The organism is Pseudoalteromonas sp. GABNS16E (assembly GCF_028598715.1).
Lineage (GTDB): Bacteria > Pseudomonadota > Gammaproteobacteria > Enterobacterales > Alteromonadaceae > Pseudoalteromonas > Pseudoalteromonas atlantica.
On record NZ_JAQREZ010000007.1, the window covers coordinates 85,951 to 101,178 of the forward strand.

At 41.1% G+C, this 15,228-nt stretch carries 16 protein-coding genes, 1 tRNA gene and 1 other annotated feature; of the genes, 15 read left to right on the forward strand and 2 right to left on the reverse strand.

Translation table 11 applies throughout. The annotated features are described in order from the left end of the window. Window positions 1–36: 36 nt before the first annotated feature. Window positions 37–708 (reverse strand): DNA mismatch repair endonuclease MutH, encoded by a 672-nt coding sequence (mutH, locus tag PSI06_RS04930; protein ID WP_273603035.1) that lies wholly within the window; start codon window positions 706–708, stop codon window positions 37–39. 577 nt (window positions 709–1,285) lie between these two features. Here mutH and rppH point away from each other — a divergent pair. The 15 genes from rppH to PSI06_RS05005 all read left to right on the forward strand — a co-directional run bounded on the left by rppH (window position 1,286) and on the right by PSI06_RS05005 (window position 14,978). Further along, window positions 1,286–1,804 carry an RNA pyrophosphohydrolase gene (rppH, locus tag PSI06_RS04935; RefSeq protein WP_004586239.1) on the forward strand — a complete coding sequence of 173 codons (519 nt, stop codon included), beginning with the start codon at window positions 1,286–1,288 and terminating at the stop codon, window positions 1,802–1,804. 29 nt (window positions 1,805–1,833) lie between these two features. After that, window positions 1,834–4,098 carry a phosphoenolpyruvate--protein phosphotransferase gene (ptsP, locus tag PSI06_RS04940; RefSeq protein WP_004586240.1) on the forward strand — a complete coding sequence of 755 codons (2,265 nt, stop codon included), beginning with the start codon at window positions 1,834–1,836 and terminating at the stop codon, window positions 4,096–4,098. A 72-nt stretch (window positions 4,099–4,170) separates the two neighbouring features. Further along, window positions 4,171–4,980 carry a sulfite exporter TauE/SafE family protein gene (locus PSI06_RS04945; RefSeq protein ID WP_273603034.1) on the forward strand — a complete coding sequence of 270 codons (810 nt, stop codon included), beginning with the start codon at window positions 4,171–4,173 and terminating at the stop codon, window positions 4,978–4,980. A gap of 10 nt (window positions 4,981–4,990) precedes the next feature. After that, window positions 4,991–5,794, forward strand: a complete 804-nt coding sequence (gene lgt, locus PSI06_RS04950) for a prolipoprotein diacylglyceryl transferase (RefSeq protein WP_004586242.1) — start codon at window positions 4,991–4,993, stop codon at window positions 5,792–5,794. Window positions 5,795–5,806: 12 nt separating this feature from the next. Next, window positions 5,807–6,658, forward strand: a complete 852-nt coding sequence (locus PSI06_RS04955) for a thymidylate synthase (protein ID WP_273603033.1) — start codon at window positions 5,807–5,809, stop codon at window positions 6,656–6,658. Window positions 6,659–6,677: 19 nt separating this feature from the next. Continuing rightward, window positions 6,678–7,556, forward strand: a complete 879-nt coding sequence (gene galU / locus PSI06_RS04960) for a UTP--glucose-1-phosphate uridylyltransferase GalU (protein WP_004586244.1) — start codon at window positions 6,678–6,680, stop codon at window positions 7,554–7,556. Window positions 7,557–7,936: 380 nt separating this feature from the next. After that, window positions 7,937–8,635, forward strand: a complete 699-nt coding sequence (locus tag PSI06_RS04965; protein ID WP_273603032.1) for an SPOR domain-containing protein — start codon at window positions 7,937–7,939, stop codon at window positions 8,633–8,635. Between the two features lie 211 nt (window positions 8,636–8,846). Continuing rightward, entirely contained in the window at window positions 8,847–9,425 is a 579-nt protein-coding gene (locus PSI06_RS04970; protein ID WP_273603031.1) for an SPOR domain-containing protein, read from the forward strand. A gap of 159 nt (window positions 9,426–9,584) precedes the next feature. Further along, the gene (locus tag PSI06_RS04975; RefSeq protein WP_273603030.1) at window positions 9,585–10,178 is read left to right on the forward strand and encodes a FlgO family outer membrane protein; all 594 of its coding nucleotides are present in this window, start codon (window positions 9,585–9,587) and stop codon (window positions 10,176–10,178) included. Between the two features lie 13 nt (window positions 10,179–10,191). Next, window positions 10,192–10,884, forward strand: a complete 693-nt coding sequence (locus tag PSI06_RS04980; protein WP_004586248.1) for a FlgO family outer membrane protein — start codon at window positions 10,192–10,194, stop codon at window positions 10,882–10,884. Between the two features lie 8 nt (window positions 10,885–10,892). Next, window positions 10,893–11,570 (forward strand): FlgO family outer membrane protein, encoded by a 678-nt coding sequence (locus tag PSI06_RS04985; protein WP_273603029.1) that lies wholly within the window; start codon window positions 10,893–10,895, stop codon window positions 11,568–11,570. Between the two features lie 210 nt (window positions 11,571–11,780). Next, window positions 11,781–11,857: transfer RNA gene (locus PSI06_RS04990), tRNA-Arg, on the forward strand. Window positions 11,858–12,092: 235 nt separating this feature from the next. Continuing rightward, complete coding sequence (locus PSI06_RS04995; protein ID WP_273603028.1) at window positions 12,093–12,824, forward strand: hypothetical protein; 732 nt, start codon at window positions 12,093–12,095, stop codon at window positions 12,822–12,824. Next, a protein-coding gene (locus PSI06_RS05000; protein WP_223230517.1) for an IS3 family transposase occupies window positions 12,787–14,006 on the forward strand; the annotation gives its coding sequence in 2 pieces (ribosomal slippage) (window positions 12,787–13,075 and window positions 13,075–14,006; 1,221 coding nt in all). The genes PSI06_RS04995 and PSI06_RS05000 overlap by 38 nt, the downstream gene beginning before the upstream one ends. Then, window positions 13,065–13,181 (forward strand) — a sequence feature (AL1L pseudoknot). (Overlaps the previous gene by 117 nt.) A 534-nt stretch (window positions 14,007–14,540) precedes the next feature. Further along, window positions 14,541–14,978, forward strand: coding sequence for a hypothetical protein (locus PSI06_RS05005; protein ID WP_013463093.1), 438 nt, complete (start codon window positions 14,541–14,543; stop codon window positions 14,976–14,978). A gap of 43 nt (window positions 14,979–15,021) precedes the next feature. Here PSI06_RS05005 and PSI06_RS05010 read toward each other — a convergent pair whose 3' ends face one another. Continuing rightward, the gene (locus tag PSI06_RS05010; protein ID WP_273603027.1) at window positions 15,022–15,186 is read right to left on the reverse strand and encodes a DUF4879 domain-containing protein; all 165 of its coding nucleotides are present in this window, start codon (window positions 15,184–15,186) and stop codon (window positions 15,022–15,024) included. Between the last annotated feature and the right edge of the window lie 42 nt (window positions 15,187–15,228).

Sequence of the window (15,228 nt, forward strand, 5' to 3'; positions counted from 1 at the left end):
CAGGATTTGCTTAACTCATAATATTTTCTGCACAGCTCAGAGCTGAAACTGCTGCTTTAAAATAGCCCCTGTAAAACTGGTTTTTAAATAAAAACCACGCGGTAAGGTTTTTATTGTTTGCCCATTTGGGCCAATAGCATCGGTAACCACTTTGCTATTAGCGGCTTTAGGCCTAATTTGAATGGCATCACCTAAATGGCCCGATATTTCATCAACTCGCCCAAGCGCTATTAACTCCATTTGTTCTTCCCAGTCTCGTTGTAGCAACGCATCTTGCTCAGGCGTAGGCTGCCATAAAAAACCACTGCCTATGGTTCTATCAAAAGGCGTAATATCGCGCTCACTCAATATAGGCAGCCATAAAACATGATTGAGTTTTTTACGCACAGCGCTTGTATGCCACGTCATGCCGGTTACGTTTATAAGGGGGGTAACCGACACAAAAGTGGTTTCTAAGGGTTTTCCTTTATACGAAATAGGCAGTGTTTTTAATTCAACGCCTAAATCTTCAAAGTCGGGGAGGGGTTTTGAGCCTGCAGTAGCGCCTAACACGTATTCAATAAGTTGCCCGGTCCAGCCTTTTTCGCGTAATAGGTCGTCAGGGGTTTTAAAGCTGTATTGAGAGGCTAATTGCCCTAATGTTAAACCAGCAATAGCGTTTACGCGTTGCATTAAGTCATTAATTGAATGGGGTTTTGTTGGTCGCATGCTACTCATTTACCTTGAATAATTAACAGTGCCATGATAGCAAAACCCCCGTAAGGTGGATATCTTTGCTTTTGGTTGTTTTTTATACGCACTGTGTTTGGCGTAATTTTGCACACCCCAAAAAGTCACAGTTTAACTGTAAGTGACTGACTAGCTTTAATATTTTCAATTAACTCATTCAGCTTTAATTAAGTTAGCAAATTCTATATGGGATAAATACAACTATATAAACATGTTTATCCACAGAATCTGTGGAGAAAGCGAGTTTTTAGATCTGCTATTGTGGACTTGTTTGCAAAATAGCCTTGTTTATTAAAAGTTATACACAAGCTGTGAGTAAATAGCACTAAACATAATAATCAAGGCATAGCTTAGCTTTTTTTGCTAAAAGTTGCGTGAATTAAGGGTTATTTTATCCTTGTAATTACTCAGTGCTCATTTAACGTTAAGTCGTTATGCACAGTGTAAATAGTAAACGTGCGATTAGGGCGTGATGACTTTGGGGATAATAGTGTTTGCCGAATTGCAGCTAATGTGGAACAATCATTAAAAATCGACTTACAAATGAGGCACTAAGGTGATTGATGCCGAAGGTTTTCGTGCCAATGTCGGAATTGTAATTTGCAATAATCAGGGGCAGGTTTTTTGGGCTAGACGTTACGGTCAACATTCTTGGCAATTTCCCCAAGGCGGTGTTGATGACGGAGAAACACCCGAACAAACCATGTACCGTGAATTACACGAAGAAGTAGGTTTGCGACCAGAAGATGTAGAAATAGTTGCAAGCTCAAAACATTGGTTACGCTATAAATTACCCAAGCGATTAATTCGCCGCGACTCTAGTCCGGTGTGTATTGGGCAAAAACAAAAATGGTTTTTATTAAAACTGCGTTGCAAAGATGAAGATGTAAACTTGCTTAAAACACATCATCCCGAGTTTGATGATTGGCGCTGGGTGAGTTATTGGTACCCAGTAAGGCAAGTGGTATCGTTTAAGCGCGATGTATACAGACGGGTGATGAAAGAGTTTGCACCGTTTGCAATGCCTTTTAATAAAAGAGAACATCATAAAGAACAGTGGCGACACAAAAGGTAGTAGCATAATTATAAAATAAGGAGCAGGTAATGCTGGCAACACTTAGAACTATTGCTGAGTCTGTTTCGCAACAAGCGAATTTAGACAGTGCCTTAGTGTGCTTTGTGAAAATGGTTAAAGAGGCCATGAAAACCCAGTGCTGCTCTATTTATTTTGCCGACTACAGCCAAGATAACTTTGTACTTATGGCAACCGAAGGCCTTAACCCCGACGCCGTAGGTAAGTTTAGAATTGGCTTTACCGAAGGGCTTGTAGGTTTAGTAGCCCAGCGTGAAGAGCCCATTAATATAGCTTTTGCAAAATCCCATCCGCGTTTTAAGCTCTCCCCCGAAGTAAACGAAGAAGGTTACAATGCCTTTTTGTCTGTGCCTGTGGTGCATCAAAAAAAGGTATTGGGCGTTATTGTTGTACAACAAAAAATGGCGCGGGTTTTTAGCCAAGACGAAGAGTCGTTTTTAATTACCCTTTCAGCGCAGCTAGCCTCGCAACTTGCGCATGCCGAAATAAAAGAGCTTTTACGCCAAGACGAATCATCACACCAAACCTCAGTGCTCAAAGGGGTGTCGAGTGCCCCAGGTATTGGGATTGGCCAAGCCTTTGTGGTACTGCCCAAGCTTGATTTTAAATCTATAGAGCTAAAAAAAGATCCCGATAGCGCCGAGCAGCGCCGTTTGTTTACACAAGCCGTTGCTGCCACCCGCAAAGAATTTAATACCCTGTCTATGACCTTGAGTGACTCAATCCCGCGTGAAGCACTCGCGGTATTTGATGTATACCAACAATTACTTGATGCGAAAAGTTTAGGCCACAACGTTGAGGTACAGTTACAAGAGGGCTGGTGTGCAAAAAGCGCCTTAAAAATTGTTATTGAGCGGCTTATTTCGCAGTTTAATGCCATGCAAGACCCCTACATTAAAGAGCGCGCAGTTGATGTAAAAGACATTGGTTTAAGGGTATTACACCACCTTGTAAACACAGAGCACGCAGTAAAAGATTACCCACCCAATACCATATTAATTGCGAATACCTTAACGCCCGCCATGCTGGCTGAAGTACCCAACGGGCATTTAGCCGGTGTAGTGAGTGTGAATGGCTCAGCCAATAGCCATGCCTCTATATTAACCCGAGCGATGGGAATACCGGCTATTTGGGGGATTGAAGATTTACCTTTATTGCAATTTGATGCTAAACCAATGATTTTAGATGCCTTTGCTGGGCGTTTATATATTTCTCCTTCGCAAGTGTTACTCGATGAATACGCACAGTTAAAGCACCAAGATAAACTACTCAATAATCGCTTTTTAGCAGAACAAAGTGCACAGTCGGTTACCTTAGATGGTGAGCAAATAAATTTAATGCTAAATGCAGGGCTTGAGCTTAATACCGAGCAAAGCAGTGCGCATATTTGCGATGGGGTAGGGCTTTATCGTACCGAAGCATGGTTTATGCAAAAGGGGCAATTTCCATCGCAAGCTGAGCAAGAAAACTGGTATAGGGAGGTGCTAAAAAGTTACCACCCAGCGCCAGTGGTTATGCGAACCCTAGATATTGGTGGCGATAAAGTTTTAGATTACTTTAATATCACCGAAGAAAATCCCTTTTTAGGGTGGCGCGGCATACGCATAAGCCTTGACCATCCAGAGCTATTTTTAGATCAGCTCAAAGCTATGTTAAAAGCAAACATGGGCTTAGGTAATTTAAAAATAATGCTGCCTATGATCAGCGGCACAGAAGAGGTAGACGAAGCGCTCGCGTTATTTGAACAAGCTTATTTTGAACTGGCAGAAAAACACCCAGAGCAAAACTTGGAGCGCCCAGAAGTGGGCATTATGCTTGAAGTACCCTCAAGTATATTTATGCTCGACGAGTGGGCTAAAAAAGTAGATTTTTGCTCAGTAGGCAGTAACGATTTAACGCAATACTTACTTGCTGTCGATAGAGCAAATGCGCGCGTGGCTCAGCTATTTAACCCATATCACCCCGGTGTGTTAAGGGTATTAAATAAAGTAGCGAATGAATGTAATAAACACCGTTTACCCTTTAGTTTATGTGGCGAGCTAGGCGGCGAGCCAGAGGGCGCTATTTTACTCATTGCCATGGGCTATAGGCATTTAAGTATGAACATGTCGTCGTTAACTAAAGTGAAGTGGATTTTAAGGCGCTTAAATATTAACGATATGCAGCAATTACTCGCAGAGTGCTTAGTGCAATCGAACGCTAAACAGGTACTGCGCTTAACGCGCAATTTTATGATTGAACACCAATTAGGCGATCTGTTTTATACCGCCAAATAATGCAGCGCTTAAAGATGCTATTAACTTTATAATCCTTTAATATAGGCGCACGAAAAGGTATTTGAGAACACTATGTATGACTTAGCTTTACTCGTGGCCAGTTGTGCGCTACTTGGCTGTGTAGTTGGCTTTTTAGCTGGGCTATTAGGGATAGGCGGCGGTTTAATTATTGTGCCTGTTTTAAGTGGCTTATTACTGATGTTTGACGTTACTTCACCTGATCACGTATTAGTTATTTCTATTGCAACATCGCTTGCCTCTATTTTATTCACTTCTACTTCTTCAGTCTTGGCTCATCATAAAAATGATAATGTGCCGTGGCAAATTGCACCGTGGGTTATGTCGGGTGTAGGCTTAGGCGCGTTAATAAGTGGCTTTGCCGCAAGTTTAATACCCGAACAAGCATTACGCAGCGTGTTTGCAATAAGTGTTGTATTTATTGCAGGCAGAATGGTGTTGGCATCACGTAGTAAATCGCTTAAAGAAAAACCGCTACCAAAAGGGATTATTTTAGGGAGCATTTCTGCCCTTATGGGCGCGCTTTCTGGTTTAATAGGTATTGGTGGCGGCGCACTTATTGCCCCTATGCTTAATTACTTTTCAGTTGATATGAAAAAAGCGATAGGCTGTGCATCAGCGAGCGGCATTGTTATCGCGCTATTTGGCTCTATTGGTTATATAAGCGCAGGCTGGCAGGTAACCGATTTAGCCCATGGGTTCGCAGGGTTTGTATACTTACCTGCATTATTTGGTATTGTAATAACATCGTGGTTTGTGGCGCCCTTAGGGGCTAAAGCAACTCATTATTTACCTGTTAATATAATAAAGAAAATTTTCGCGGTGTTGCTTGTGCTCATCGCACTTAAAATGGTTTTTAGCTAAAGGTTTATTTATGGCACTTGAGTTTCCTCAAATCGATCCAATAATTTTTTCTGTTGGACCGCTAAGCGTACGTTGGTACGGTTTAATGTATTTAATTGGTTTTGCGTTTGCGATGTGGTTTGCTAATCGTCAAGCCGAAAAACCAAACTCTGGTTGGACTAAAGAGCAAGTTAGCGACTTGCTTTTTTACGGCATGCTAGGGGTTATTTTAGGCGGCAGAATTGGCTATGTATTGTTTTATCAGTTTAGTTACTTTTTAGAAAATCCATTATATTTATTTAGAATTGACCAAGGCGGTATGTCGTTCCACGGCGGAACATTAGGGGTTATTACCGCTATTATACTATTTGCAAAAACCCGCAAAAAATCACTATTTGCAGTGGGAGATTTTGTGGTGCCGCTGGTTCCGGTTGGCTTATTAGCAGGGCGTATTGGTAACTTTATAAATGGCGAGTTATGGGGCCGTGTAAGCGATGTGCCATGGGCAATGGTATTTCCAACGGGTGGGCCGCTTGCGCGTCACCCATCGCAGTTATACGAAGCCTTTTTTGAAGGGCTAGTCCTGTTTTTAATTTTATTATGGTTTATTAAAAAGCCTCGCCCTGCAGGCAGTGTAGCCGGTGTGTTTTTATTAGGATACGGCGTATTTAGATTTTGTATTGAATACTTCCGCCAACCAGATGCGCAGCTTGGCCTATTTGCCGATTTTATCTCAATGGGTCAAATACTCTCGTTACCTATGATAATTGGTGGCCTAGGGCTATTAATTTGGGCGTACAAAAAACCGCAACCTGTAACCGCAGCAAAGGCATAGTAAGAACAGATCATGAAACAATATTTAAAATTATGTGAGCGCATCGTTGACGAAGGTGTATGGGTAGAAAACAAACGCACAGGCACGCGCTGCTTAACCGTTATTAATGCCGACTTAGAATACGATGTAGGTAATAATAAATTTCCTATGATCACCACTCGTAAAAGTTACTACAAAGCCGCTATAGCAGAGCTTTTAGGTTATTTACGAGGGTACGATAGCGCAGCGCAATTTCGCGATATAGGCTGTAAAACTTGGGATGCAAACGCAAACGATAATAACGCATGGCTAAATAACCCTAACCGCAAAGGCGAGGACGACATGGGCCGCGTTTATGGCGTGCAAGGGCGTAATTGGCAGCGCCCAGATGGCTCAACGCTCGATCAGCTTGCTAAAGTAATAAATAACTTAAAAAACGGGATTGATGACAGAGGTGAAATAATTACCTTTTATAATCCTGGTGAGTTTGAGCTTGGTTGCTTGCGCCCATGTATGCACACGCATACGTTTTCGCTGCTTGGCGACACGCTGTATTTAACATCGTATCAGCGCAGTTGCGATGTGCCGCTGGGCCTTAATTTTAATCAAATTCAGTGTTTTGTATTACTGGCATTGGTAGCGCAAATTACCGGCCATAAAGCAGGTAAGGCGTATCATAAAATTGCTAATGCGCATATTTACGAAAACCAGTTACCGTTAATGCGCGATGTACAGCTAACACGTGAGCCGTTTGACTCACCGCAATTAAATATTAACCCAAACATAAAATCACTAGAAGATATAGAAACATGGGTAACACGAGACGATTTTGAAGTAGTAGGCTATCAATGCCACGAACCAATCCAATATCCGTTTTCAGTATAATAAGATTAAGGAGAACAAGATGAAAGCAGTGATCCCAGTAGCAGGCCTTGGAACGCGTATGTTACCTGCCACAAAAGCTATCCCTAAAGAGATGCTCCCAGTGGTAGACCGCCCGCTTATTCAATATGTAGTAAATGAAGCGGTAGCAGCAGGCGTTAAAGAGATTGTACTTGTAACGCACTCAAGTAAAAACTCTATCGAAAACCATTTTGATACCAGCTTTGAGCTAGAAGCCACGCTTGAAAAACGCGTAAAGCGGCAATTACTTGCCGAAGTACAGGCAATTTGCCCTAAAGATGTGACCATTATTCACGTACGCCAAGGCGAAGCCAAAGGCTTAGGTCATGCAATTAACTGTGCAGCGCCAATTATTGGCAACGAACCTTTTGTGGTTATTTTGCCAGATGTAATTGTTGATGACGTAGAGAGCGACCTTAAAAAAGACAACCTAGCAGAGATGATCGCCCGTTTTGAAGAAACTAAGCACAGCCAAATTATGGTTGAGCCAGTACCAATGGACGAAGTAGACAAATTTGGTGTTGTTGATTTAGGTGACGTAGAGCTTCACCAAGGTGAAAGCTCGCCAATTATAAACATGGTAGAAAAACCGCCAGTAGATGAAGCACCTTCAAACCTATCTGTAGTAGGGCGTTATGTATTGAGCGAAAACATTTGGCCACTTCTTGCTAAAACGCCGCAAGGGGCTGGCAACGAAATTCAACTTACAGATGCAATTGCCATGCTAATGCAGCAAGAAAAAGTAGACGCGTACGCAATGAAAGGCCGCAGCCACGATTGCGGTAGCAAAATAGGCTACTTAAAAGCAACGATAGAGTTTGCTCTGCGCCGCGACGAGTTTGCAGATGATTTAAAAACATTTATTAAATCGTTAATTTAGTTTTTATTAAATTACCAACCAAGGCGCCTGTTTAGGCGCCTTTTTTAGTGCTAAATTATTAATACCAAAATAGGTAAGGCTTTACTTAATTTTAACGCCGCCAGTAATAAAGATGGTCTACGCTTAATTATGTTCTGAATTTGACTTGCGTTATATAGCAACATAACGTAATTTATATTGTAAATTTTATGTTAATTGGCATCAAGGTTGTATTAAAAGCCAAACTCACGGAAGGGTCATGTTAATTTTATCTATGCAGGTAAATTAGCGTGCGGGAGCAAAAATCGCTCATTTTTTAAATTGCTAAGTTAAACGCTTTCTTGTGAGAATGTTTAACTGAAATGTAAGTGCACAGGCACTGCTTTCAGGATAACGGGTACATGCTTAAATTAAAAAAATACTATAAACACTTTTTTGTATGCCTTTTTACGCTTACGTTTGGCACGGCGTGCTCTATTACGCCTACCGTTAAACCTGCTGTTGATAATGAAATACCTAACACCACGCCCGATTACGTATTGATAACTGCACTAGAGCTTGCGCAATTAAAAGATGCCGCAATGCAATGGCAGCAAGCACGCGCCGGTATAGAGCGTATTTTAAAGCTTGAAAAAGAAATTACTTACCTGGTTAATCACATAGATATAATAAACTCTAAAGCTATTGCACAATCTAATGCAAGCCCTGCCTACAGCAGCCGTTACACTCGCACGCCTTCGCGTACAGCCAGTAACAAGCCACGTCGTCAGCAAACTTACAAAGCTGCTAAGAATAACCAAAAGCAAACTATAAAGCTTAATACCCCTAAACATGTATTTGCATTACAAGTTGCCTCGGTTGATTCTAAGCAGGATGTAGCCAAAGCCTGGCAAGAACTAAATACCAAAGCAGCGCCACTATTTAGAGATAAAATATTAACCAACGTAGAAACCGCAAAAATAAATGATAAAACCTTTTATCGCTTAAAGCTTGGCTCCTATAAAAACCTTAAAAATGCCAAAGCCGACTGTGAAGTATTTAAAATGTATAAGCTCGACTGCATTGTAAGTAACTACACCGATAGGCCAATTAAACTTTAATAGTGATACTAACCCGCAATAATAAATAATTATTTTACGGGGCTAATCGTGTTGCGTTCTGCGTTAATAAATCTCGTTTAGAACAACTAAATAGCGAATTTTTTTGCCTAGCTATCAATACGTTTTACTATCCTCAAAATAGATTACTTAATTAAGCTAATTGGTATAAAAGCGCAATAGATCCTAGCACGCGTGACTTGCTAAGCGTTGATTGGCTGTTAAAATAGCGCCCACTCTTACCCATATTAACAACATACTTATGCTGCACTACAAGGATTTTTTAGCCACATTAGTTTTAGGCTTTGCATTAGCAAACAGTGCTCACGCACTAGCAACGGCCCAAAAGCAGGCGGTGCTCATTAAAAAAGATGATTTAGCCGTACTCAAAGAGTCAGCGCAGCAGTGGCAACAAACCAAGCCTCAACTAGAAAGACTGTTAAAGCTAGAAAGTGAATTACAGCGCACAGTAGATAAATTAAAACAACTTAACGCGCAGCCAAAACCACAGCAAACTAACCACTTAGCTGTTGTAAATACAAATGCGCTGTTTGCTGTGCAAGTGGGTGCATATAAAAATAAAGCGGTACTTGAAGCGGCTATAAAGCAATTTCAATCGGCCTCAAATAAGCTTGAAGTAAATACCGAGCAAGTACTGATTGACCAGCACATCTTTTATAGATTAAAGCTTGGTGCGTTTAAAACAAAAGAAGCAGCAAACGATGCATGTAAGTTATTAATAAACAATAATACTTGCTTTGTAACCTACTACGTCAAAACGCCTCAAAGTTAATTAACCTGAACTCTGGTTAAGAGCCTTACTAGCATATTGAACTATCTTGATACTTAAATTTATTATCTCTGGCTAGAGATAGGTTTATTATCCAGAGTTTAGGTTAATTAGGCATAATAATTGCTTTATCCTCGGTATGTTTTAAAGAGGACGGCAACTATGCGCCTTTTACTGCCTTTAGTATTGTTAAATTTAACTGCTTGCAATTTGGTTCCGCCCCCAGAGCCGAGTGTGCCTACTGACGCGCCAAAAGCAGCAATGGCACCCTATACTGTTAACGAGTATGTAGCAAATCTAACCTCGCAGCTTAACCATGTAAATAGCGCTTTAAATGCCAATGCGCGCATTGGTGTGAGTAGTTTTTTTTATGCCGATGCTTTAGATACTAAGCTAGTAGCAGGGCAGGCCTCGGGTTTGAGCTTACAAATTCAAGAAAGCTTATTAACGCAATTTACCCAGCTTGGCTATCATACCGTTGAGTACCGCCTTGGCAATAACCTTATATTAGCGCAAAACGCAGACAGCATATTAAGCCGCGACTTAAGTAAATTACGCAATCGCCAAAATATTGACTTAGTCATCACCGGCACTGTAACGCGCCAACAGCATGCTTACATAGTTAATGCACGACTCGTTAATATTGAAAACAAGCAAGTACTGTCGGCAGGCAGCACAGAGATCCCTATAAATGTAATGTGGGGAAACGAAAAAATTCAGCAGCGTGACGGCTCTTTGTACCGCAGCGAATATTAATCAGGAGCACACCATGAGAAACCTATTAATTACCCTATGTTTGCCATTAGGCTTTGGCTGTTCGCAAATGTTAAATTCGCTACATTCAGAGCCGGAGCAGGTTGAGCAAGATAATGCAGCCCAGCTTGTTTCAGAGCAACGTGCGGTAAAAGCACCTGCACCAAATGAAGCGTTATTTCAGTCTAATTTAAACAAGCAAAGTAACTACACCAAAAGTGCCCCTGCAAAACGCAAAAATATAAACCATTATGTGCGCGGTATAATGCAAGACATGGTCGAAAACCTGCAATACGTAAACGACAAAACGCCACTTGCCGTTTCTAGCTTTGTATTTTTAGATGATGACTACAGCGATGGAAGCCTGTTAGGTAACCAAATAGCCGAAAGCTTTATGCACGAACTGCATAGTTTTGGAGTACCGGTTATCGATTTTAAAACCACCGATTATATGCGAGTAACACCCGCAGGCGACTTTGTATTTAGTCGCGATTACCTAGAGCTAAACCAAGATCAAAACTTTAATTACGTATTAGCAGGAACACTTGTGAGCCACCAAGGTGGCGTACTGGTAAATGCACGAATAGTGGGCATTAAAAGTAAAGCGGTAGTGGGCAGTGCGCAAGGGTTTATCCCTCAATCAGTGGTTGATGCGCTAAACAGTAGCTATCGCACCGACGGAATTATGCTTAAACAAGCCAGCGAGTGAGGTTGACCATGATTTACAAACTATCTGCTATAGCGGGGCTAACGGCAACGTTAGCATTAACTGGCTGTTCAATAACGCAAAATAATGAGCATAACGAAAGCATAAACACGCGCTCAGATTACACCGTGGTAACGCAAAGTAGCCAACCCACGCCAGTATATGCCAACCAATCTGTGCAGCAGCAAAGTGAGTACGACACAGCAAGGCAGTTTACACCGCTTAAACACCACAAAACGCTGGCAAACTATGTAGAGCAAATGGCGCTGGATTTAGTCGATACGCTTGAAGCCGAAGCGTCCGATAACAACAGCATCAACATAGCGGTTACCACCATTGTAGATTTAGACGCATCGCTTAATAAAAGTAATCAGTTGGGTAATCAATTAGCAGAGACGTTTATTCATCAGCTGCAAAAATTTGGCTACGGCGTGGTAGATTTTAAAACCATGGACAACATTGATGTATCAAACAGAGGCGACTTCGTGTTATCTCGCGATATAGAAAAGCTAAGCGAAAGCAGCATGGCTAACTATGTATTAGCAGGTACGTTAATTTACCGCCCAAATGGCGTAGCAGTAAACACCCGCGTTATAAATGTTCACAGCAAGCATATTGTAGCAAGCAGCCGTAAACTCATACCGCTGTACGTGTTAAACAAAGAAGATATATATTTATCAAGCAATTAAGTTAATTTTAGCTTGATATGAAAAACAAGATGCCGTTATAATTTTTGTAAGCTGTAAGCTGTAAGCTGTAAGCTCGGTGCGGCCTCTTAGTTAAATGGATATAACGGCCCCCTCCTAAGGAAAAGGTAATGTGAAAAATTGAATACTTGATTTTGTGTAACTTATTATAAAACGCAAATTTAAGGTTAGTAAAAGCTAACCTCAAAACATCCGCCCCTAGCTCAGCTGGATAGAGCGCGGCCCTCCTAAGGCTGAGGTCAGAGGTTCGAATCCTCTGGGGCGGGCCACCTCCACCACTATATACGTGGGACATTTTTGGGACACCTTATTTTTAATTAAAATTGAGGTTATAAAATGCTCCAAACAAGTTATCTTTTTAATAGTTGTACTGCTTTTACCAAAAACAGTTCATCGAACCTTCCAAAATTAAAAGTCAAACTCTCCCATATTAAATTAATCGGGAGAAAAAAATGAATGCGTTTACTTTGTATATTTTTTACCTCAAGCTCGGGAGGTATAAATATGGCTACTTTCGTTAAAAGAAAAGACAAGCAGTGGCAAGCAAGAATACGGAAAAAAGGTTATGCACCACTATCAAAGACATTCAAGACTAAAGCTGCTGCACAACAGTGGGCAAGTGAAATCGAACTTGAAATTGATAAAGGCTTGTTTGTTTCTAAATCTGACGCTGAGACTAGGTTAGTTAAAGAGTTTTTAACCCGTTACCTCATTGAAGAAGTTCCTAAAATGAAGTCGTTTTCTTCACATAAAAGCAATATAAAGTTATTAGATGATTACTTTGGTCATTTAGCTTTAAATGCTTTAACCCCAGCTCTTATTAGAGAGTATAGGGATAAACGGCTTGATTACGTCAAAGGGGACACCGTCAGGAAAAATATTTCACTTTTGGGAAGGGTAATTAAGCATGCTATTACAGAATGGGACGTACATTTACCATTTGGTAATCCTGTAAATGCGGTGAAACTTCCACCTAAGGGTAAATCTAGAAATCGCAGGTTAATGTGTGATGAAGAGGAAATATTATTAAAAACCGCAAAGGAATACGATGGCGTCATTGAACCAATAATTCGTATAGCAATTGAGACGGCAGCACGGCGTGGTGAAATCCAGCGCTTATGTTGGCAAAATATCAACTTTAAAGAATCTGAATCGCCCCGTGTTTGCCAGAGACTCAATAACTTGAGAAACTGGAACTATGAAAAAATCAAATCGCTATACATCAGAATTTCGTGAACGTGCAATTAGGCTTGTTACCACACAACAGCATGAATACCCTTCTCTTTGGGCTGCGCTAGTATCGATTTCAGATAAACTGGGATGTACCCCAGAAACACTTAGAGCATGGGTCAAGAAATCTCAAGCTCAACCGTCTAAACCCTCTTCTAATACGCAATCAACTGAAGAACGCCTTGCCGTCTTAGAGCGCGAGAATAAAGAGCTCAAGCGAACGAATGATATCCTGAGGCAAGCTGCCGCTTTTTTCGCCCAAGCGGAGCTCGACCGCAAACAGAAGTAATAGTGGATTTTATTGATGCTTGCAGAGAGCATTACGGTGTCGAGTCAATTTGCAAGGAATTGCCGATTGCACCATCAACGTATTATTCTCATAAACAGATACAAAGAGAGCCTGAGCGACTGTCTAACCGCAAAAAGCGTGATGCTGAGCTGATAATACTCATTCGCGAAGTGTGGGAGGATAATATGTCAGTTTATGGTGCAAGAAAAATATGGAAGCAGCTACAGCTTGACGACCATCAAGTCGCCCGCTGTACAGTCGAACGATTGATGCGAGTTATGGGAATTCAAGGTGTTCGTCGGGGTAAAGCACATAAGACAACGATACCTGACGAGCAACAAGATAAGCCACTTGATTTAGTTAATCGTCAATTTACTGCTGAGCAGCCAAATCAACTTTGGGTAGCTGACATCACCTATGTTGCCACATGGAGTGGGTTTGTTTATGTCGCTTTCGTGATAGATGTTTTTTCACGATACATTGTAGGTTGGCGTGTATCAACGACAATGCACACAGAGCTTATTCTTGATGCGTTAGAGCAAGCTATTTGGCATCGTGGCAACCCCGAAGGGTTAATTCACCACAGCGACAGAGGCAGCCAATATTTGTCTATACGATACACTGAGCGACTTGCTGAAGCTGGAATTCAAGCGTCTGTAGGCAGTGTGGGTGACTCTTATGACAATGCATTGGCTGAAACAATAAATGGATTATTTAAAACAGAGATTATTCGCAGAAATGGCCCGTGGAAGAATGTTGATGCTGTTGAATACGCAACGTTAGAGTGGGTCAATTGGTTTAATAATCAACGCTTATTATCTTCAATTGGGTATATTTCACCAGCTCAATATGAAACAGACTACTATGATAATTTAAACGAGTCAGGTAAAGTGGCCTGACTTAAACAAACTGGTCTCCGATGAACTCGGGGCGATTCACATATACTAGCAACAGAGAAAAACTTAAAAAGCTCTGTTGATAGTATTAAAGATTTAGCGCTCGTCTCTCAGGAGACTGTACACGAAGTTGAACTAAATATTCAGCGGCTAAATGAATCGCTTAAAAATGCAAATCACTTAAAAGAAATCAAAAAATTGAAATGGATATTGATTTCTATATCCCTCATCTTTGTATCAATCTCGATCCCAATATTTCACTTTAATATTGCTTATTTCAAAACCTTCTTTTATTAGGCTTTATCCTGAATAATTTAAGGCCTATGAGCCAAGCCTATTAGTAAATATTCCAGTTACCGGAAAGCCTTTGCCGTCCAACACCTCTGTATTAAGCTTTTCACTTTACGATGAATTACCTTCAACAACTTAATTTAAATAAACTTTTTAAAGGCGTTTTCAAAAGACTATAAGTGTATAATTATGGCGCAGGTTTTGCAGTTAATATCACTCATACGATCATACTAAGGAAAAGAACCTATGCGAGTTGATGCAAACGTACATTATTTTAATGGGAACCAGCGTACCAAGCCTTCAACAGAGGCCTCAACGTCATTTTCGGCTGCATTAACAGCAGCACAAACAGACAATGATAAGACTGACAGCAGCACAAAACAGGCGGATTTCACTAGTATGACCCGGCAAGAAATGCGGGACTGGGCCAACACTCAAATCCGCAATGGAGAAATGTCTCTCGATGACGGCAGGCCTTTCATGGCTATGACTATGAAAATACCCGTAAATGGAGGCGAACTGGCAGGTGCACACAGTGATGAAACACGATATAACTTCATTCAAAAAACGCGTGATGGCATCCAAGGCGCACTGTCACGCAATGACGAGACTACTTTGAAGATGTTAGAATCAGCTATGTCTATCATGCAAGACAAAAGTACTGGTGTTAACATTCGTATTTAGAAATATAAAAAGGCCAGAATGTCTGGCCTACATCATTAATAAATCAAAGAATACTGATCTGGACTGACATAGTATTCCATGGCGAATTAGTCGAAGTATTTTGGTATTTGAATAATCCGTTTTGATGACCATCGACATTGTATTCATTGAGGAAACCCACGACAGTTTGCCCAGCGGTACAAGGCCATGTGTAATTACTACCAGTCACACAAACAGGCGTACGTATTGCTATCTGTGCGTTGCTAATTTA

Excerpts from the sequence above, each read along its gene's own strand:
- mutH (WP_273603035.1), bottom strand. The coding sequence starts at position 708 with ATGCGACCAACAAAACCCCATTCAATTAATGACTTAATGCAACGCGTA.
- ptsP (WP_004586240.1), top strand. The coding sequence starts at position 1,834 with ATGCTGGCAACACTTAGAACTATTGCTGAGTCTGTTTCGCAACAAGCG.
- PSI06_RS04945 (WP_273603034.1), top strand. The coding sequence starts at position 4,171 with ATGTATGACTTAGCTTTACTCGTGGCCAGTTGTGCGCTACTTGGCTGT.
- lgt (WP_004586242.1), top strand. The coding sequence starts at position 4,991 with ATGGCACTTGAGTTTCCTCAAATCGATCCAATAATTTTTTCTGTTGGA.
- PSI06_RS04955 (WP_273603033.1), top strand. The coding sequence starts at position 5,807 with ATGAAACAATATTTAAAATTATGTGAGCGCATCGTTGACGAAGGTGTA.
- galU (WP_004586244.1), top strand. The coding sequence starts at position 6,678 with ATGAAAGCAGTGATCCCAGTAGCAGGCCTTGGAACGCGTATGTTACCT.
- PSI06_RS04965 (WP_273603032.1), top strand. The coding sequence starts at position 7,937 with ATGCTTAAATTAAAAAAATACTATAAACACTTTTTTGTATGCCTTTTT.
- PSI06_RS04975 (WP_273603030.1), top strand. The coding sequence starts at position 9,585 with ATGCGCCTTTTACTGCCTTTAGTATTGTTAAATTTAACTGCTTGCAAT.
- PSI06_RS04980 (WP_004586248.1), top strand. The coding sequence starts at position 10,192 with ATGAGAAACCTATTAATTACCCTATGTTTGCCATTAGGCTTTGGCTGT.
- PSI06_RS04985 (WP_273603029.1), top strand. The coding sequence starts at position 10,893 with ATGATTTACAAACTATCTGCTATAGCGGGGCTAACGGCAACGTTAGCA.
- PSI06_RS04995 (WP_273603028.1), top strand. The coding sequence starts at position 12,093 with ATGGCTACTTTCGTTAAAAGAAAAGACAAGCAGTGGCAAGCAAGAATA.
- PSI06_RS05005 (WP_013463093.1), top strand. The coding sequence starts at position 14,541 with ATGCGAGTTGATGCAAACGTACATTATTTTAATGGGAACCAGCGTACC.